This is a genomic window from Phycicoccus sp. Root563 (assembly GCF_001427915.1).
In the GTDB taxonomy this organism is placed as follows: domain Bacteria; phylum Actinomycetota; class Actinomycetes; order Actinomycetales; family Dermatophilaceae; genus Pedococcus.
Map to the genome: position 1 here is coordinate 2,784,178 of NZ_LMGM01000001.1, position 17,537 is coordinate 2,801,714.

At 71.7% G+C, this 17,537-nt stretch carries 19 protein-coding genes and 1 pseudogene; 11 read left to right on the forward strand and 9 right to left on the reverse strand.

Annotated features, from left to right (window positions below):
* The gene (locus tag ASD62_RS13280) at positions 1 to 339 is read left to right on the forward strand and encodes a DUF2516 family protein (RefSeq protein ID WP_056916368.1); all 339 of its coding nucleotides are present in this window, start codon (positions 1 to 3) and stop codon (positions 337 to 339) included.
* Positions 336 to 767, forward strand: coding sequence for a phosphomannose isomerase type II C-terminal cupin domain (locus ASD62_RS13285; RefSeq protein WP_369818801.1), 432 nt, complete (start codon positions 336 to 338; stop codon positions 765 to 767). Before ASD62_RS13280 ends, ASD62_RS13285 begins: the two co-directional genes overlap by 4 nt.
* Here the strand turns inward: ASD62_RS13285 and ASD62_RS13290 are convergent.
* Positions 755 to 1,558, reverse strand: a complete 804-nt coding sequence (locus ASD62_RS13290) for a class I SAM-dependent methyltransferase (protein ID WP_157581606.1) — start codon at positions 1,556 to 1,558, stop codon at positions 755 to 757. The genes ASD62_RS13285 and ASD62_RS13290 overlap by 13 nt on opposite strands.
* Before the next feature lie 43 nt (positions 1,559 to 1,601).
* On the opposite strand from ASD62_RS13290, the gene ASD62_RS13295 reads away from it, so the two are divergent.
* The 4 genes from ASD62_RS13295 to ASD62_RS13310 all read left to right on the forward strand — a co-directional run bounded on the left by ASD62_RS13295 (position 1,602) and on the right by ASD62_RS13310 (position 5,091).
* Entirely contained in the window at positions 1,602 to 2,384 is a 783-nt protein-coding gene (locus ASD62_RS13295) for a hypothetical protein (protein ID WP_056916370.1), read from the forward strand.
* 30 nt (positions 2,385 to 2,414) lie between these two features.
* A complete protein-coding gene (mshA, locus tag ASD62_RS13300) occupies positions 2,415 to 3,728 on the forward strand; it encodes a D-inositol-3-phosphate glycosyltransferase (RefSeq protein WP_056916371.1) in 1,314 nt (437 codons plus the stop codon).
* A 56-nt stretch (positions 3,729 to 3,784) separates the two neighbouring features.
* Positions 3,785 to 4,270 carry a YbjN domain-containing protein gene (locus tag ASD62_RS13305; protein ID WP_056917387.1) on the forward strand — a complete coding sequence of 162 codons (486 nt, stop codon included), beginning with the start codon at positions 3,785 to 3,787 and terminating at the stop codon, positions 4,268 to 4,270.
* A gap of 86 nt (positions 4,271 to 4,356) precedes the next feature.
* Complete coding sequence (locus tag ASD62_RS13310) at positions 4,357 to 5,091, forward strand: phosphoglyceromutase (protein ID WP_056916372.1); 735 nt, start codon at positions 4,357 to 4,359, stop codon at positions 5,089 to 5,091.
* A gap of 3 nt (positions 5,092 to 5,094) precedes the next feature.
* On the opposite strand, the gene ASD62_RS13315 is transcribed toward ASD62_RS13310, so the two are convergent.
* The 3 genes from ASD62_RS13315 to phoU form a co-directional block, all read right to left on the reverse strand.
* On the reverse strand, positions 5,095 to 6,498 hold the full coding sequence (locus tag ASD62_RS13315; RefSeq protein WP_056916373.1) for a hypothetical protein: 1,404 nt from the start codon (positions 6,496 to 6,498) through the stop codon (positions 5,095 to 5,097).
* Positions 6,495 to 7,025 (reverse strand): SigE family RNA polymerase sigma factor, encoded by a 531-nt coding sequence (locus tag ASD62_RS13320; protein ID WP_056916374.1) that lies wholly within the window; start codon positions 7,023 to 7,025, stop codon positions 6,495 to 6,497. Before ASD62_RS13320 ends, ASD62_RS13315 begins: the two co-directional genes overlap by 4 nt.
* A 244-nt stretch (positions 7,026 to 7,269) precedes the next feature.
* Positions 7,270 to 7,956 carry a phosphate signaling complex protein PhoU gene (gene phoU / locus ASD62_RS13325; protein ID WP_056916375.1) on the reverse strand — a complete coding sequence of 229 codons (687 nt, stop codon included), beginning with the start codon at positions 7,954 to 7,956 and terminating at the stop codon, positions 7,270 to 7,272.
* Between the two features lie 154 nt (positions 7,957 to 8,110).
* Between phoU and ASD62_RS13330 the strand changes: the two genes are divergently transcribed.
* Both ASD62_RS13330 and ASD62_RS13335 read left to right on the forward strand, forming a co-directional pair.
* A complete protein-coding gene (locus ASD62_RS13330) occupies positions 8,111 to 9,307 on the forward strand; it encodes a cell wall metabolism sensor histidine kinase WalK (RefSeq protein ID WP_082553288.1) in 1,197 nt (398 codons plus the stop codon).
* A complete protein-coding gene (locus ASD62_RS13335; protein ID WP_056916376.1) occupies positions 9,304 to 9,987 on the forward strand; it encodes a response regulator transcription factor in 684 nt (227 codons plus the stop codon). Before ASD62_RS13330 ends, ASD62_RS13335 begins: the two co-directional genes overlap by 4 nt.
* A gap of 51 nt (positions 9,988 to 10,038) precedes the next feature.
* Here the strand turns inward: ASD62_RS13335 and ASD62_RS13340 are convergent, their stop codons facing one another.
* Positions 10,039 to 10,572, reverse strand: coding sequence for a hypothetical protein (locus ASD62_RS13340; protein ID WP_157581464.1), 534 nt, complete (start codon positions 10,570 to 10,572; stop codon positions 10,039 to 10,041).
* Positions 10,573 to 10,768: 196 nt separating this feature from the next.
* Here ASD62_RS13340 and ASD62_RS13345 point away from each other — a divergent pair, with 196 nt between their 5' ends.
* Both ASD62_RS13345 and ispD read left to right on the forward strand, forming a co-directional pair.
* Positions 10,769 to 11,251, forward strand: a complete 483-nt coding sequence (locus ASD62_RS13345; protein WP_056884891.1) for a CarD family transcriptional regulator — start codon at positions 10,769 to 10,771, stop codon at positions 11,249 to 11,251.
* 17 nt (positions 11,252 to 11,268) lie between these two features.
* Positions 11,269 to 11,922, forward strand: coding sequence for a 2-C-methyl-D-erythritol 4-phosphate cytidylyltransferase (ispD, locus tag ASD62_RS13350; RefSeq protein WP_235529227.1), 654 nt, complete (start codon positions 11,269 to 11,271; stop codon positions 11,920 to 11,922).
* Positions 11,923 to 11,950: 28 nt separating this feature from the next.
* Here ispD and ASD62_RS13355 read toward each other — a convergent pair whose 3' ends face one another.
* Positions 11,951 to 12,535 (reverse strand): GNAT family N-acetyltransferase, encoded by a 585-nt coding sequence (locus ASD62_RS13355; protein ID WP_056916379.1) that lies wholly within the window; start codon positions 12,533 to 12,535, stop codon positions 11,951 to 11,953.
* Between the two features lie 74 nt (positions 12,536 to 12,609).
* Here ASD62_RS13355 and ispF point away from each other — a divergent pair, with 74 nt between their 5' ends.
* Entirely contained in the window at positions 12,610 to 13,098 is a 489-nt protein-coding gene (gene ispF, locus ASD62_RS13360) for a 2-C-methyl-D-erythritol 2,4-cyclodiphosphate synthase (RefSeq protein WP_200947829.1), read from the forward strand.
* On the opposite strand, the gene ASD62_RS13365 is transcribed toward ispF, so the two are convergent.
* From ASD62_RS13365 to ASD62_RS13375, 3 genes and pseudogenes are all read right to left on the reverse strand, one after another.
* A complete protein-coding gene (locus ASD62_RS13365; RefSeq protein WP_157581465.1) occupies positions 13,083 to 13,448 on the reverse strand; it encodes a hypothetical protein in 366 nt (121 codons plus the stop codon). The genes ispF and ASD62_RS13365 overlap by 16 nt on opposite strands.
* 73 nt (positions 13,449 to 13,521) lie before the next feature.
* Positions 13,522 to 15,433: pseudogene (gene acpA / locus ASD62_RS21010) on the reverse strand (acid phosphatase); the annotation flags it as partial.
* Positions 15,327 to 17,423 carry an ATP-binding protein gene (locus ASD62_RS13375; protein ID WP_056916381.1) on the reverse strand — a complete coding sequence of 699 codons (2,097 nt, stop codon included), beginning with the start codon at positions 17,421 to 17,423 and terminating at the stop codon, positions 15,327 to 15,329. The pseudogene acpA and the gene ASD62_RS13375, both read right to left, overlap by 107 nt.
* Positions 17,424 to 17,537 lie beyond the last annotated feature (114 nt).

A 17,537-nucleotide genomic window follows, 5' to 3' on the forward strand; every position in this document is an offset into this window, starting at 1 on the left:
ATGTTCGCACTCGGGAGCCTCCAGGCCGTGGTGACCCTGCTGCTCAGCCTCCTGGCCTTCGCAGCCGAGGTCTTCGCGCTCGTCGACGGCCTGCGCTACCGGCCCGAGGTCTACCTGGCGGCGGGCAAGCGCACGAAGAAGTTCTGGACGATCGTCCTCGGGGTCGCGGTGGTCCTGGGCTTCGTCTCCATCGGCGGCGGCGGCCGGATCTTCTCCATCGGCCTCATCGCCTTCGTGGCGGCCGCCATCTACCTCGCCGACGTCCGGCCCGCCCTCCGGTCGATGGTCGGTCGTGGCGGCAGCGGGAACCAGCACATGGGCCCCTACGGACCGTGGTGAACGACGTGGCCGACGAGCTGGTGGACGACAGGGTGAAGGACGACGTGGTGAAGGACGACGGGGGAGTGCAGATGCGGGACCCGCGCGACGAGACGTTCGTCCAGGAACGTCCCTGGGGGCAGTTCGAGCAGTTCGTGTCCAACGAGCGCGTGACGGTCAAGATCATCACCGTCCAGCCGGGCCACCGACTCTCGCTGCAGACCCACGAGAACCGTGGTGAGTTCTGGCAGGTCCTGGACGGTCCCATGGAGGTCACCGTCGGTGACCGCACGTGGGTCGCGGCCTCGGGCGAGAAGGTCTGGGCACCGCAGGGATCGGTCCACCGCATGGCCAACCACGGCGACGCCCCGGGCCGCATGCTCGAGGTCGCCTTCGGTGACTTCGACGAGGCCGACATCGTGCGGCTCCAGGACGACTACGCCCGCTGACCACCGGGGGCGACGGCGTCCCAGGCGACGGTGAGCTCACCCAGGCGCCAACGGCTCGGCCCGTCGAGCAGCGGCCAGCCGTCGTCCCGCAAGGTCGTTGCGGTGGCGAGGAAACGTTGCCGCACACCGAAGCTCGCGTGGTGCGCCGAATGTGCCCAGGCGCGGTCGAGGGCGCCGAGCCACGCGTGCACGGGTTCGCCGGGGACGTTGCGGTGGATCAGCGCCTTGGGCAGCCGCTCCGCGATGTCGGAGGGTGCGTCGAGTCCGCGCAACCGCCAGGAGAGCGTGAGCGAGACGGGGCCGGTGCGGTCGACGGCGACCCACGTGCTGCGCCGACCCAGCTCGTCGCACGTCCCGTCGACCAGGAGGCCGTCGTCGGTGAGGCGCTCGCGCACGGTGTCCCACGCGGGCCCGACCTGCGACTCGTCATACTGCCGCAGGACGTTGAACGCCCTCACCACGGTCGCCCGGCGCCCGTCGTCGAGCGGCACCTCGAACCCGCCCAGCCGGAAGGCCAGCCCCTCGCGCGCCAGGGACCGGCCCAGGGCGACGCGGGCCGGGTCGATCTCGACACCGACGACCTCGACGTCCGCACGCACCACGCGGAGGCGGTCGTGCAGCTCGACGGCGGTGACCGGTGAGGCGCCGTAGCCGAGGTCCACGACGACCGGCGGGTCCACGGCGCGGCGCAGGCGCCACGCCTGGGGGCCGGCCAGCCAACGGTCGACCCGGCGGAGGCGGTTGGGGTTGGTGGTTCCCCGGGTGATCGTCCCGACCGGCCGTTGCACCACCACGGCAGCAGCGTACGGCGCACCGCGGCCTAGGGTTGGCTCCGTGCACTGGCGCGAGAGGAACATCAGCCGCAGCATGGTCGCGCTGGTGGCCTCGCTGAGCGCCCTCGCCCTGCTCGGGCTCTGGACCCAGCTGCCCGGGTGGCTGGGTCGGGACGCCGGCGTCAGCGACGTCTCGCCCGGCCTGCTGCGGGTGGCACCCGGTGCCAAGGGGGTGGCCACCCTCGGCGGCGGGGTGACGGTCTCCCTGTATCCCGACGGGATGCGGATCGTGCGCGGCCAGAGCCTGCTCACCCAGACCGTCATCGGCGGCTCCATGATCAGTGCGGTCGAGGGCCGGGCGACCGGGACCGGCGCGGACACCGACGAGCACGTCACCCGCCGCCTGAGCAACCTGTCGATCGACGAGCTGGTGTTCCTGCCCGGGCGGGCGACGTACTTCGGGACGGTCTCGGACGGGGCGCTCTCGATGCCGGTGGTGATCCGTATCGAGCTGGCCGGGTCGGTGATCCGCGTCGGCGCCTCCGTCAACGGAGCGGACGGCATCGTGTGGCACCTCGACCACCGCCCGCTGACGACCGGACTGCGGCCGGCCCTCCCGGCCCGCAACCTGCGCGGCACGGCGGCGTGGATCTCCCCGGGGAGCGTCGAAGGGCAGGGCGCCTTCTCCACGAACCTGGGGACCGACGTCGGGGTGGGACCCGGACGGGTGGCACGCGGGGTGGACGTGCGGGCCGACGGCCGCATCGACGTGCACATCTGGTCCGACGCGGGGTTCCTCACCATCTCGTCGTACGCGCGTCCGCAGCCCGCCCCGTCGGGGTGACGAGGGGTCCGCAGTGGCAGACTCGGGAGCATGGGCTCCCGCGACCGCATCGACCGTGTCGCCATGCTCAGCGTCCACACCTCGCCGCTCGAGCAGCCGGGCACCGGTGACGCCGGTGGCCTCAACGTGTACGTCGTCGAGGTGGCCCGTGAGCTGGCCAAGCGGGACGTCGAGGTCGAGATCTTCACGCGCACGACCACGGCCGAGCTCGCCCCCACCGTCGAGCTCGAGCCGGGGGTGCTGGTCCGCCACGTGACGGCCGGACCCTACGAAGGGCTCGGCAAGAACGACCTCCCCGGCCAGCTGTGCGCCTTCGCCGCCGGAGTCATGCGCACGGGCGCGCACGCCCCCGAGGACCACTACAGCCTCGTCCACTCGCACTACTGGCTCTCGGGCCAGGTCGGCTGGCTGGCGGCCGACCGCTGGCAGGTGCCGCTCGTGCACACGATGCACACCATGGCCCGGGTCAAGAACCGCCACCTCGCGGACGGCGACGCCCCGGAGCCGTCCGGCCGCGAGATCGGCGAGCTCCAGGTCGTCGAGGCCGCCGACCGCCTCATCGCCAACACCGCGGGGGAGCGGGCCGAGCTGATCGACCTGTATGCAGCGGACCCCGACAAGGTGGTCGTCGTGCCCCCCGGGGTGGACCTGTCCGTCTTCTCGCCGGGCGACCAGCGAGCGTCGCGGGCCCTGGTCGGCGTGGCGCCGGACGCGAAGGTGCTGCTCTTCGTCGGGCGGATCCAGCCGCTCAAGGCCCCCGAGGTGCTCGTCAAGGCAGCCGCAGAGCTGATCGGCCGCCACCCCGAGTGGCGCGGACAGCTCGTCGTGGCGGTTCTCGGCGGGCCGAGCGGGTCCGGGCTCGAGCACCCGGAGTCGCTGCAGGAGCTGACGGTGGCGCTGGGGCTGACGGCGCAGGTGCGGTTCGTCCCGCCGGTGTCCCGCCCCGAGCTCGCCCACTGGTACCGGGCGGCCGACCTGGTCGCGGTGCCGTCGCACTCCGAGTCGTTCGGTCTCGTCGCCGTCGAGGCGCAGGCCTGCGGCACCCCGGTCGTCGCCGCTGACGTCGGTGGCCTGCCGACGGCCGTGGGTGACGCCGGCGTGCTCGTCGCCGGGCACGACATCCCCACCTGGGCCGACGCCCTGGAAGGACTGCTCATGGACCCCACGCTCCGAGAGGCCTTGTCCCACAAGGCCGTCGAGCACGCCGCACTGTTCGGCTGGGACCGCACAGCCGACCGGCTGTACGAGGTCTACATCGAGGCGATGCGCGCCCGCGAACGGGTCTCCGACCCGCCGTCACCCAACGGTGCGCTCGTCGGCGTGCCCTCGGCGGTGACGCCGTGAGCGGTCAGTCCGGCGCCGGGAGCAGGGACCAGTCCGCGCCGGCTGGGCTCGCCGGGGTGCTCGAGGGCTACCTCGCCGACGCCGGCATCGAGTGGGAGCCGGGCGCGCGCTCCGGCGAGTACGTGCTCACCCTGCCGGGCGAGAAGAAGCTCAAGACGGTGGCGTCGCTCGTGGCCGGCGAGTCGTCGCTGTCGGTGTCGGCGTTCGTCATCCGCAACCCCGACGAGAACCACGAGACCTTCTACCGCTACCTGCTCCGCAAGAACCTGCGCCTGCCCGGCCTGGCCTACGCCATCGACACCGCCGGTGACGTCTACGTCACCGGCCGCCTGCCCGCGGACGGGGTCGACGCGGCATACCTCGACCAGCTCCTCGGCGCGCTGCTGGACGCCGCCGACACGCACTTCAACGAGCTGCTCGCGATCGGGTTCCGCACGAGCATGCAGAAGGAGTGGGACTGGCGGGTGTCGCGCGGGGAGTCGCTGCGCAACCTCGAAGCGTTCCGGCACCTCCTCGACGGTCGGTCGGCGGCGGACGCCTGAACGTCCTGAGACGGCCCTGAGACGCCCCTGAGGCGGCCCTGAGACGGCCCCTGCGCGGTGCCGCGCACGGTCACTACGCTGGACCCATGGCATACACCCTCATCCTGCTGCGCCACGGGCACTCCGACTGGAACGCCAAGAACCTCTTCACCGGCTGGGTCGACGTCGACCTCAACGACCAGGGTCGCGACGAAGCGGTCGCAGGCGGAAAGTTGTTGAAGGACAAGGGAGTTCTGCCGACCGTCGTGCACACGTCGGTGCTGCGCCGGGCGATCACCACGGCCAACCTGGCGCTCGACGCCGCCGACCGCCACTGGATCCCGGTGCGCCGTGACTGGCGGCTCAACGAGCGCCACTACGGCGCGCTCCAGGGCCTGGACAAGGCGGCCACCCGCGAGAAGTACGGCGACGAGCAGTTCATGCTGTGGCGCCGCTCGTTCGACACCCCGCCGCCGCCGATCGAGGTGGGTTCGGAGTTCGACCAGTCGGGCGACCCCCGCTACGCCGGTGTCGAGGTCCCCCGCACGGAGTGCCTCAAGGACGTCATCGCGCGGATGATGCCGTACTGGGAGGGCGCCATCCAGGACGACCTGCGGGCCGGTGAGACGGTGCTCGTCACCGCCCACGGCAACAGCCTGCGTGCCCTGGTCAAGCACCTGGACCAGATCAGCGACGAGGACATCGCCGGCCTGAACATCCCGACCGGCCAGCCGTTGGTCTACACCCTCGGCGAGGACTTCATGCCGACCAAGCCGGCCGAGTACCTCGACCCGGAGGCGGCTGCCGAGGCAGCCGCCGCCGTGGCCAACCAGGGGCGCTAGCGGTCAGCGCGTGGTGCCTGCCGTCCAGACGTCGTCGGACGGCAGGTCCAGGGGCCACCGCCCGATCTGCGCGCCGTCGGCGTCGTAGGTGACGACCTCGTAGGACGCGATCGACGGGTCCGTGGTCGGGGTGGTGACGAGGGCGGTCCCGTTGCGCACGGGGACGACCGCCGAGCTCGGATAGGCCAAGGATCCCGACGACACGAGCCGGACCGAGGCCGCGGTCGGGGCGAACACCTCGTGGGTCACCCGGTTGCCGTCGATCGCACCGTGGAGCACGAACGGACGGTCAGCAGCCGTGGCTGCGTCGATCGGGACGCCGGAGGCCGAGTCGGAGGCCATCGACTCGCTGCTGTCCTTGGCCCGCACGACGACCATGGCGCTGCGCAGCACCTGACCTCCGGGCAGGGTCGAGTCCACGACGATCACCTCGTTCGTGACCGGGCCCTTGGCGCCGAAGTCGGCGTGCTCGACGACCTGCGGGTCCGCAGCGCCGAAGAACCGGGTCGTGCTGCGGACGTCCTTGGGCTCCAACCCGAGCCTGACCGCGACTCCCGCCCCCATGGCATCCTCGGCCTTGGCCCGGAAGTCCTCGCCGGTGCAGTTCAGGCACACCGACCCCAGGTCCTCGCGCTGGGTCACGGGAGGGCCCGTCAGGGTGGCGGGCGTGTCGGCGACGGCGCCTCCCGAGGGGTGGATGCGCATCAGCGACGGTGGGGAGTCGTGGACGACGTCCGACCACGCTCCATCGGTCAGGGTGATCGGGCGGTAGGCATCGCGGGTCACCGTGCCGTCGATGCCGATCTGGACGCCGGTCGAGAGCTCGAGCGTGCGGTTACCGGGAGTGGTCAGTGCGACGACCCTGCTGTCGGGGTCGTCGCTCTCGCGCAGGACGACGACGTCGGTGGCGTCCCCGCTCCACACAGAGACGCCGGCGAGCTCGTCGGCGCCGGCCCCCAGGGGTCCGGCGAACATGCTGACCCTGGTGGAGCCGCCGTCCTCAGGATCCCAGCCCACGACGACGCGCGTTCGGTCGAGGTCGGCGGCGTAGACGACGTGCGCGGTGAGGGACTTCTCCGTGACCGCGCTGATGAACGCCTTGTCCTCGGCGAGGGAGCCGCGCACCGGCCACGACGACATGGCGGCCCACCGTGGGTCGGAGGGGCCCGGCACGATGACCTGGGTGCGCTTGGCCGGCAGCGTCGACCGGTGGTCCCCTTGGCTCAGGCCGGGCACGAGGACCGCGACGGCGGCAACGGCTGCCACGGCACCGATCGCTGCGCCGCGGCGGCGTCGGCGGCTCGTGACGACGGCGCCCGTGACCCGCTCGTAGGGGTCGAACGCGGGTCCGTCGAGCTCGTCGGCACGGGCCGCCAGGGCGTCCCGGAGCTGGGTCTCGAGGCTCATGACAGGCTCCTCTCGGGGGCGCCGTTGGTCTGTTGGAGCACGGTGCGGAGGCGGTCGAGGCCGCGGGACGCCTGGCTCTTCACCGAGCCGAGCGACATGCCGAGCGCGTCGGCCGTGGCCGCCTCGGAGAGGTCGTCGAAGTAGCGCAGCACCACCACGGCACGCATCCGTGGAGGAAGGGCGAGCACCGCCCGGGCGACCTCGTCGCGGGTGTCGTACGCGGCATACGCGTCGCCGGTGGCCCGGTCCGCGTGGGTGGGGACCTCGCCGAGGGTCTCGGCGACCCGGCGGCGACGCCACCAGGACGCGGACTCGTTCGCCAGCGCGGCGCGGGTGTAGGCGTAGGGGCCACCCGAGGTCTCGTCGCGGGAGATGTGGTCCCACCGGCGGTGCACCTTGACCAGCACCTGCTGCACGAGGTCCTCTGCCCGCCCCTGGTCGCCAGTGAGCAGGTAGGCCGTCCGGACCAGGGCGTTCCAGCGCGCCTGCACGAAGCGGCGGAACTCCTCCTCGCCTCCTGCGTCCACGTCCCACCCCTGCCTGCCCCGGCCGACCTGGCGTCGGCACCCACCCCCTAGACGCGGGTCAGCATGCCGCAGGTTGAGAGCGTTGGGAGATATTTCGGACGACTCACCCCGACACGCAGGCAAAGCGGGGGTTGTTCGGCAAGACCGGGTCGTGCAGGTCCCGTGTCCCCGAACAACCCCCGCTTTGCCGTGTCGCAGTGTCGCGGTGAGGCGGTTGCGCCGTGTCGCGGGTGGTGCGGCGGACCTACAGCGTGGGGCTGTGGTCCTCCTGCTCCTCGTGGTCCTCGGCGACGTCCCACTCGCCGGTGACGAGGTAGACGACCCGGTGGGCCACCGAGACGGCGTGGTCGGCGAACCGCTCGTAGTAGCGACCGACCAGCGTCATGTCGACGGCCGCCTCGGTGCCGTGCTTCCACGTCCCGTCGATGAGGTGGCTGAACAGCGTGCGGTGCAGCTCGTCCATCGCGTCGTCGTCGCGCTCGAGCGTCTTGGCGTCCTCGACGTCCTTGGCCGCGATGACCTGGCCGCACTTGGCGACGATGCGCTCGGCGACCTGGCCCATCTGCAGGATGGTCGCCCGGATGTCCGCGGGCACGGCCGACTCGGGGTACCGCAGCCGTGCGACCTTGGCGACGTGGCGGGCGAGGTCGCCCATCCGCTCGAGGTCAGCACTCATGCGCATGGAGGTGACCACCATGCGAAGGTCCGTGGCGACCGGCTGCTGCCGGGCCAGGAGGTCGATGGAGAGGGCGTCGAGCCCCTCACGCATGCGGTCGAGCTCCTTGTCGGCCTGGATGACCGACTCGGCGAGCTGGATGTCGGCGTCGAGGAGGGCGGTCGTGGCCCGGGACATGGCCGACCCCGCCAGGCGGGTCATCTCGACGAGCTGGTCGGAGATGGTGTCGAGGTCCTCGTGAAAAGCGTCGCGCATTACTTCCCTAGCGTGAGTGCGGTGGAGCGTGCGAGCCGAGGCTCCCACGGGGCAGTGAACGGTCGGATGACCTCAGGTGAACATCTGGGGGTCCCGTGCGGGCCGGTCCTGATTCCGGACCGGACCGGTATGGCGCGCACCGTACATTGGGATCGTGGATGCGACCACTGCCGCCGTGCTGGCCGGGTTCGCCGGGCTGCTCACCGGTGCCCTGGCCGTCATCGCCGTGCGCTACTCCGAGCGCCAGCAGACGCAGCTGCCGGACACCACCCCCTTGGCCACCTCGCTGCCGCCGGGTGTGGGCGACGTCCTCGCGGTGCTGCGGTCGAGCGCCATCGTCGTCGACTCGGCGGACGCCGTCACCAAGATGTCGCCGGCAGCCGTCGCCTACGGCCTGGTGCGGGACGGTGAGCTCGTCCACGCCGAGCTGCGCCACCTCGCCCGGCAGGTCCGCCGCGACGGGGTGATCCGCGAGTCGCAGCTCGAGCTGTCACGTGGTCCGCTCGGCCAGGGCCGGTCCATCATGCAGGCGCGGGTCGCCCCGCTCGGCAGCAGCCACGTGCTGCTCCTCGTCGAGGACCACACCCAGGCCAGGCGCGTCGAGGAGGTCCGCCGGGACTTCGTCGCCAACGTCAGCCACGAGCTCAAGACCCCCGTCGGCGGCATCGGCCTGCTCGCCGAGGCGATCCTCGACGCGAAGGACGACCCGGTCGCGGTCGAGCGGTTCGCCGGCCGCATGCAGGTCGAGAGCCACCGCCTCGCCCAGCTGGTCAAGGAGATCGTGGACCTGTCGCGCCTGCAGGTCGCCGACACGCTGCACGAGCCGCGCCTCGTCGACGTGACCGCTGCGGTGCACGAGGCCATCGACTACTCGCGGGTCGGCTCCGACGCCAAGCAGATCGAGATCGCCGAGGCGTGCGCGCCCGACCTCAAGGTGTTCGGCGACGAGGACCTGCTCGTCACCGCTGTCCGCAACCTCATCGGCAACGCCGTCGCCTACTCGGGCAACGGGACTCGCGTCGCGGTCGGCGGTCGCCTCAACGGCGACATGGTCGAGATCACCGTGACCGACCAGGGCCAGGGCATCCCGCAGGCCGAGCAGGCGCGCATCTTCGAGCGGTTCTACCGCGTCGACGGCGCGCGCTCGCGCGCCACGGGTGGCACTGGCCTCGGCCTGGCCATCGTCAAGCACATCTGCGCCAACCACGGTGGCGACGTCACCGTGTGGAGCGAGGAGGGCCGTGGATCCACGTTCACGATCCGCCTCCCCGCCGCCGCCGACCGCTCCGGCGGCCGGATCGACCCTGCTTCCCCCACAGCCGCACCGTCCCAAGGAGACCCCCGCGCATGACCCGAATCCTGGTCGTCGAGGACGAGGTGTCGTTCTCCGACCCCTTGTCCTACCTGCTGCGCAAGGAGGGCTACGAGGTGGCCGTCGCCGAGACCGGACCGGAAGCCCTCGAGGACTTCGACCGGTCGGGTGCCGACCTCGTCCTGCTCGACCTCATGCTGCCCGGCCTGTCCGGGACCGAGGTGTGCCGTGCGCTGCGCCAACGGTCCAACGTGCCCGTGATCATGCTGACCGCCAAGGACAGCGAGATCGACAAGGTCGTGGGCCTCGAGATCGGCGCAGACGACTACGTCACCAAGCCGTACTCGTCCCGCGAGCTGCTGGCCCGGATCAAGGCCGTGCTGCGACGGCTGTCCGAGCCCGAGGACCTGGTCCCGGCGACCATCGAGGCGGGCCCGGTCCGCATGGACGTCGAGCGCCACATCGTCACCGTCTCCGGCGAGACGACGCAGCTGCCGCTCAAGGAGTTCGAGCTGCTGGAGATGTTGCTGCGCAACACCGGTCGTGTGCTCACGCGGATGCAGCTCATCGACCGGGTGTGGGGCAGCGACTACGTCGGCGACACCAAGACGCTGGACGTCCACGTGAAGCGGCTGCGCGCCAAGATCGAGCCCGACCCGGCCGACCCGCGCTTCATCGTCACCGTGCGCGGGCTCGGCTACAAGTTCGAGTCCGACTGAGACGTATGGCGCGGAGTCGGCTCCGCGCCATACCCCCGTGGCCGGGGGAGGTCAGGGGGTGGCGGTCGTCGTGGTCGCGGACGGTGCCGGGGTGGGCGCGAGCGTCGCGTAGTAACCGGAGGCGGGCAGCACCGGAACCGTCACGACCGCAGCCGGGGCCGTCGGCGACTGGACCGTGAGCTGGACGACGTCGCCGGGGCTCACGGGCACCGAGGGCAGCTGCACCTGGGTGGTGTCGGACAGCCTGGCCTCGGAGTGTGCGGCGGACTGGGCGAACACCGGCTTGGCCTGCGGGAGGGCGAACGCGAGGCGCTGGGAGTCGCCGCTGGTGTTGGACACCGAGGCCGACAGCACGCCGGGCTGGTCCTTGCCTGAGCTGATCACCACGAGGTCGCGCAGCTGGACGCTGCCGAGGTCGACGGCCACGCCGTCGGCCGGTGCGTAGGCCTGGTCGGTCTGGATCGGCGACTGGGTCTGGCACGCGGACAGGGCCAGCGCGGCACCGAGCACGGCCACCGGAACGAGTCGACGCAGGGGCGAGGGGCGGCCTGCGGAGCGGGCGGCCAGCGGGGTTCGGCGCATCACGGGGACAGCCTACCGGGCCTCGTGCCAAGGGTGCGCACCCGTGCGCGTTGCACGGAAGAGTACATCCTGTCAAGACCGAAATCATTGCCCCATAAGGCATTTCCATGCCCCTGACCAGCGCAAACGTGAACCGGACTGCTTTCCCGTCCCCGGCGTGGCGTGATATTCTGAGGGTCGCGAAAGGGGAAAACAGCACATGGTTTTCAAGGTCGGCGAGACGGTCGTGTACCCCCACCACGGGGCTGCACTGATCGAAGAAATCAACACCCGCACGATCAAGGGCGAGGAGAAGATCTACCTCAAGCTCAAGGTGGCCCAAGGCGACCTGACGATCGAGGTTCCTGCAGAGAACTGCGAGGACATCGGTGTGCGTGACGTCGTCGGACAGGAGGGCCTGGACAAGGTCTTCGCGGTCCTGCGCGCTCCCCACACCGAGGAGCCGACCAACTGGTCGCGCCGCTACAAGGCCAACCTCGAGAAGCTCGCCTCCGGCGATGTCATCAAGGTGGCCGAGGTCGTCCGCGACCTGTGGCGTCGGGACAAGGACCGTGGCCTGTCGGCCGGCGAGAAGCGCATGCTCGCCAAGGCACGTCAGATCCTCGTCTCCGAGCTGGCTCTGGCCGAGAAGACGAACGAGGACAAGGCTGAGGCCATCCTCGACGAGGTTCTCGCGTCCTGAGCGCCGCCGTCGTCCTCGTGGCCGGTGGCCAGGGGACCCGGCTCGGGGCTGCCCAGCCCAAGGCGTTCGTCGACCTCGACGGAACGTCACTGCTCGAGCACGCCGTGACTCGAGCGCTCGGGGTACCTGAGGTGTCCCACGTCGTCATCGTCGCGCCCGTCTCCCACCTCAGGGAGGCGGGCGCGATCGCGTCCCGGAGCAGTCGCCCGCAGGATGTCGAGGTCGTCAGGGGTGGGGCCGAGCGCACGGACTCGGTTGCGGCGGGGATGCGCGCCCTGCGCCCGGACGACGGGATCGTGCTCGTCCACGACGCCGCGCGCTGCCTCGCGCCGTCGTCGTTGTTCAGCAGACTGGTCCACGAGGTGCGCTCCGGCCACCCGGCGGTCGTGCCGGGTCTGCCGGTGACGGACACCATCAAGCAGGTCGACGACGACGGTGTCGTCGTGGCGACGCCCGATCGGTCGCGGCTGCGCGCCGTCCAGACGCCGCAGGCGTTCCTGCGCGAGGTCCTCGAGCACGCGCACGCCTCGGGCGCCCACGCGACCGACGACGCCGCGCTGGTCGAAGCCGTGGGCGGTCACGTGCGGGTCGTCGAGGGGCACCGGCTCGCGTTCAAGGTGACGACACCGGACGACCTCGCCACCGCGCGGCGCCACCTCGATGACGCCTGACGCCTGACCCCAGACCTCTGGCGAGGGATCAGCGGGTGAGCGCCGCGACCACCTCGTCCCACGTCGCCACGGGTGCGGTCGGTGCGGGAGCGTGCAGGGTGCTCATCCAACCGTCGAGCAGGCGACCCCGCTCGACGAGCAGGTCGGGCACGAACGTCGGCACCGGGAACCCCGCCCGCCACACCGCCTTGGCGCTGCCCCAGTTGCCGGCGTGCGCCTCCCAGCGCACCGTGCGGAAGGCGAGCTCCCCGAAGGCGTGCGCCACCACCATGCGGACGCTCTCCGACATCACACCCCGCCCGCGGAAGTCCTGGTGGGTGGCGAAGCCCAGTGACCCGGCCCCGGCGTCGACCGCCAGGATCCGCAGGTCGATCGACGCGGCATACCGGCCGTCCACCTCCACGGCCCAGCAGATCTGGTCCGGCGACGGGGCGGTGAACTCCGTGACGTAGTCGACGGCCATCTCGCGGGTGTACTCGAGCGGCACGGTGGTGAACCGGCGCGAGAGCGGGTCGACGGCGCGCTCCAGGACGCCCTCGGCGTCGGACTCGCGGTGGGGGCGCAGGGTGACCAGGTCGCCGGTGAGGACGGGGATCGGCAGCGGTTCGCTCATGCGCGGCAACGCTAACGGGGAGGCAGGGAGGGGCTCACCCGATTTTGCCCGCGCGGCGGTGGTTGGATGGCGCCATGGTGCCCACCGGTATGCCGCGCACGGGGATCGGCGTGGACGTCCACGCCTTCTCGACCGACCCGACCCGCGAGCTGTGGGTGGCCGGCCTGCACTGGCCGGGGGTGGGCCTGGCCGGGCACTCCGACGCCGACGTGGCCTGCCACGCCGCCTGCGACGCCCTGTTCTCGGCCGCGGGGATCGGTGACCTCGGCCTGCACTTCGGCACCGACCGCCCCGAGTGGGACGGCGCGGCCGGCCGCACCCTGCTCGCCGAGGCCGCTCGGCTGGTGCGGGAGGCGGGGTTCGAGATCGGCAACATCGGCGTCCAGGTCATCGGCACCACCCCGAAGATCGGCACGCAGCGCCACCTCGCCGAGCAGGTGATGTCGGCGGCGGTCGATGCCCCCGTGTCGGTCAGCGGCACCACGACCGACGGGTTGGGCCTCACCGGCCGCGGCGAAGGCCTCGCCGCCATCGCGACCGCGCTGGTCTACTCCTCGTCCTGAGGCCAGTCGGTCGCAGGGGCGGCTGTCCGCTCCGAGCGGCCGCTGACCACGGCCGCGACGAGCAGCCCCAGGCCGACCAGCTGCATCGTTGCGGCCAGCATCCCCAGTGCGTTGATGAGCAGGCTCCCACCCACCAGCATCCGGCCCGTTGTCATGATCGAACCACTGATCGTGAGGTTGGTCAGGACACCCAGCAGGAGGAGTCCGAATCCGGCCGCGCCCAGGTGTGCCCATCCGGCGTCGGGCTGCATCCTGCGGCCGACGACGACCACTCCGACCATCAGCACCATGGCGTTGAGCACGCCCGGTAGCAGCGCGAACGCTACTGCCGTGTGCGTGAATCCGTTCATGCGGTTTCCCCCCTCATGTCGTGGCGGTCACGGTACCCCGACGGGCTCGGGCCCGGACCGCGTTCGCGGTCCNGGTCGTCGTCGCGCCCGTCGCGCCCGTCGTGCCGTCCACCGACGGCCACGGCCTGCGCGAGGTCGGAGACCTTGGCGTCACGCGGCGACAGCGGTGCCAGGCCCCACGCGTGCTCGATCGTGGCGAGGATCGACGTGGTGTCGTAGCTCGCGTGGCTGACGCCCGAGTGCTTCATGCCGGCCGACAGCACCAGGGCGGGGACACGGGTGCCGGGGCCCCACGCGTCGGCCTTCGGCGGCGCGACGTGGTCGTAGGACCCGCCGAACTCGTCGTAGGTCACGACCACGAGGGTCTTGTCGGCCTGCGGTCCGCTGGTGATGGTCTTCAGCAGGTCGACGAGGTGGTCGCTCCCCGTGTGCTCGCTGGCGTACCCGGGGTGCTCGTTCTCGGAGCCGTAGGGCTTGACGAAGCTGACCTGGGGGAGCGTGCCGTTCTTCGCGGCGGCCAGGAACTTGTCCTCGTCCTGCAGGTGGGAACGTCCCGGGGCGCCGGCCGCATAGTTCGCGAAGTAGTTGAACGGCTGGTGGTGGTACTGGAAGTTGGCACCCGGGTGCCCGGCGACGGCGTCGTCCCAGCCCCCTGCATACCAGTTCCAGCTCACGCCCTTGGCGCTGAGGCGGTCGCCGATGTTGGGGTACTTCGCGTCGTCGATGAGCGGGATCTTGGCGCCGCTGCCCGAGGGCGTCGAGGACGGCTGCACCGTGTTGACGGCGTAGTCCCCACAGGCGGCGACGGGGTCATTGCCCCCGGCGGCGCACTTCTGGGTGAGCTGACCGTCGACCACTGCGCTCGTCGGCGTGTACAGCGGGTACGTGTTCACCATCCCGTTGCGGTCCAGCACCGAGCTCTTCGCACCGAGAGCCCCGCCGGAGGTGTCCAGCGGGGCGCGGGCGGAGATGAGGAACTGGTGGTTGAGGAACGAGCCACCGAAGGCGCCCTGGAAGAAGTGGTCGGCGAGGACGTAGTTGGGGGCGTCGTGCGAGTGGAGGTACTGGTAGATCGGCAGGGCCTTGGTGTCGTACCGCCCCATCGTCAGGCCGACCGCGTCCGACCCGGTGACGTAGCGGTCCTGCTTGCCACCGTCGAGCTGGTACTGCTCCTGGTAGAAGCGGTGCACCTGGTCGCGGGTGCAGCCACCGGGCAGCCCGCTGCCCTTCGCGACACCGTTGGGGGCGAAGACGCCCTCGGGCGCGCAGGTGGTGTCGGACGGCTTGATGTAGTCGTCGATGGTGAAGGCCTTGTTGGCGAAGTTGCTCGCCGCGACGCCGTGACCGGCGTCCTGGCAGGTGTTCGGCTGCGGGGGCGTGGTCAGGTTGACGTCGTCCTGCAACAGGCATCCGTATGCCGTGCCGTCCTGGGCGACCTGCTTCACCGCGGGCGCGGTGGCACCGTCCACGCGGTCGCCGCCGACGCGGCCCCACGAGCCGTAGAGGTTGTCGAACGAGTGGTTCTCCTCGTAGATGACGACGAGGTTGGTGTAGCCGCCGGGCAGGGCTCCGGGCCGGGCGTGGTGCCCCGAGTGGTCGGGGCCTGCCCCGGTCGGGCTCGAGGCGAGGGCGGTGCCGGGTACCGCGAGCGCAGCGGCGCCGAGCAGCGCTGCGCCGAGGACGGCGGTGGTGCGTCTGGTCACGTGGATCCTCCTGGGTGCGGGTGCGCGGTCGGCGCACCAGGACCAACCTGCTCGAACCACCCCGAGCCACCCATGACGGATGTCACGGGTGGTGGTGAACTCTGGGCGAAGGGGGTGCGGCGATCCGCCGCTGCGCAGGACCGTCTTCCAGCCCGTCGATCCACGGGAGCTGCGGTCAGCCGAGCGACACGCCCACCCGTGACAGGGGCAACCGCAGGCGCACCCGGGTGCCGCCCTCGGCGCGGGGTCCGACCTCGAACGAGGCCCCGGCCACCTGGGCACGGTCGCGCATGCCCGAGAGGCCGAGGTGCCCCGGGCGGTCGCGGTCCTCGTCCTCCCCGATGCCGCGTCCGTCGTCGTCGACGGTGACGACGGCATCGACGTCCGAGATGGCGAGCTCGACCACGACGGTGGTGGCCCCGGCGTGCTTGCGCGCGTTCACCAGCGCCTCCTTGACCACCCGGTGGATGGTGACCCGCTCCGCCTCGGGGACGGGCAGGTCGGACTCACCGGCCACCCGGACCTCGACGTCGGTGCCGGCGAAGATGAAGGCGGCGGCGTCCTGCACGGCGTCGGCCAGGCTCAGCCCGTCGGGCAGCGACTCGAGGTCGAACAGCAGGTTGCGCAGGCGTTCGGTGGCGGTCGAGACGATCTCCTGGAGGGTCTCGACGTCGTTCGTCAGGGACGGCGCCTCGGCAGCGAGGTGCCGCCGCAGCAGGCCCAGGCGCAGGGCCACCGCGGCAAGCGCCTGGACCGGGTCGTCGTGGACGTCGTCGGCGATGCGGGCGCGCTCGTCCTCCTGGGCCTGGACGAGCCGCTGGAGCAGGCGGGCCCGCTGATCGGCCAGGTCGTGCAGCGCCCGCTCGTTGCGGCGGCGCTCGCTGACGTCCCGCTGGATGGTCGCCACGACCACGCCGTCGGCATCGGTGTCGTCGTGGACGACGAAGGTCGAGACCTCCACGGGCACGTTCGGGCGGCCGTCGACGGGCACGACCTCGGCCTCACCGGTGAACTGTCGACGGCGCAGGAGCTCGGGCCAGCGCCGGTCGAAGGTGGTCGCCCCGACTCCCGGCACGACCTCGGAGACGTGCAGGCTCGTCACGTCGAAGTCGCCCGGGAGCCCGAGCATCCGTCGCCCGGCAGGGTTGAGGTACATCAGCTGACCCCCCGCCCCGGCCATGCCGATCAGCTCGCCCGAGGCGTCGACGAGGGACTTGAAGAGGTTGAGGTCCACGGTGGCGACACCGACGACGCGGTGGGCCTCGACCTGCACCGAGCGCACCGTGAGCACACCCCGTGTGACGGCGAGGACGCCGCCGACCGCGTAGCAGGCCAGTGCGGGTCCGACAGCCGGGATGAGCAGACCAGAGAGACTGAGCATGGCGATGACGATCGCGACGAGGACGGCGGGCACGACCACCGCCGACGTGAGGTCGGCGGCAGGGAGGTCACCTCTGCGCCGGACCGGCTGGGGTGTCGCCCGGGACGTCCCCACGGAAGGCCCGACCGCGGTTGCCACCAGGATCGTGCCCACCAGCGAGAGCGAGGCCACCCAGGTCCCCGGCCGCCACGCCCCCTGGGCCAGCAGGACGAAGTAGCTCACGTCGACCGCGACCACGGCCAGGACTCCCCCCAGCAGCACCAGGTCGGAACGGGCCACCCGGGAGCGGGTCGTCGTGAGGAAGGCGGCACCGGCCATGAGGAGCGCGACGTCGAGGGCCGGGTAGACGATGTTCATGACGACCGCCGAGGTGGGCACCCCGTCGGCGGTGAGGGTCCGCAGGGGGCCGTCGAGTGCGTGCGCGGCGAGACCGAGGGCGACCAGCGCCGCGCTGACGCCGTCCAGCACGATCAGCGACCCGCGCCGTCGCGACAGGTCGCTCAGCCTGAGCGCCAGGGCCGCGAACAGGGTGAGCGAGGAGGCGACCCAGGCGGCATCCGCCCAGGACGGGTAGGAGGGGGTGCGGCCCAGGCTGAGGGCCGTCAGCGAGACGTCGAAGCCGACCGCCCGCAGCACGAGGAACGCCACGACGAGCCAGACCGCCGCACCGGTCGTGCGCCGGTGCCGCGCGCCGACGAGCCCGAGCAGGGCGACGACGGTGTAGGCACCGCCCTGCAGGAGTCCGTCGAAGCGCTCGTCGAAACCCGGGCGTGGCCGGACGCCGGGGAGGGTCCAGACGGCGTAGGCCACGACCAGCAGCACGGCGAGCAGCAGCAGCGCGCGGTACGCGGCCGCGGTCGGCCTGGTGCCGGTCTCGCTCGTGGTGCTCATGCTCGACCCCCTCGCCGGGCAGGGCGCGAACGCCTGTGCGTGGCACCCTACGCTCCCGGAACCGGGTCAGGGGCGGGTCAGCCCAGTTCGGGGGGCTGCTCGTGGTTCGGCTCG

Coding starts and splice junctions, on each gene's coding strand:
- ASD62_RS13335 (WP_056916376.1), top strand. CDS start 9,304: ATGACCCGAATCCTGGTCGTCGAGGACGAGGTGTCGTTCTCCGACCCC.
- ASD62_RS13310 (WP_056916372.1), top strand. CDS start 4,357: ATGGCATACACCCTCATCCTGCTGCGCCACGGGCACTCCGACTGGAAC.
- ispF (WP_200947829.1), top strand. CDS start 12,610: ATGGTGCCCACCGGTATGCCGCGCACGGGGATCGGCGTGGACGTCCAC.
- ASD62_RS13345 (WP_056884891.1), top strand. CDS start 10,769: ATGGTTTTCAAGGTCGGCGAGACGGTCGTGTACCCCCACCACGGGGCT.
- phoU (WP_056916375.1), bottom strand. CDS start 7,956: ATGCGCGACGCTTTTCACGAGGACCTCGACACCATCTCCGACCAGCTC.
- mshA (WP_056916371.1), top strand. CDS start 2,415: ATGGGCTCCCGCGACCGCATCGACCGTGTCGCCATGCTCAGCGTCCAC.
- ASD62_RS13315 (WP_056916373.1), bottom strand. CDS start 6,498: ATGAGCCTCGAGACCCAGCTCCGGGACGCCCTGGCGGCCCGTGCCGAC.
- ASD62_RS13280 (WP_056916368.1), top strand. CDS start 1: ATGTTCGCACTCGGGAGCCTCCAGGCCGTGGTGACCCTGCTGCTCAGC.
- ASD62_RS13375 (WP_056916381.1), bottom strand. CDS start 17,423: ATGAGCACCACGAGCGAGACCGGCACCAGGCCGACCGCGGCCGCGTAC.
- ASD62_RS13365 (WP_157581465.1), bottom strand. CDS start 13,448: ATGAACGGATTCACGCACACGGCAGTAGCGTTCGCGCTGCTACCGGGC.
- ASD62_RS13355 (WP_056916379.1), bottom strand. CDS start 12,535: ATGAGCGAACCGCTGCCGATCCCCGTCCTCACCGGCGACCTGGTCACC.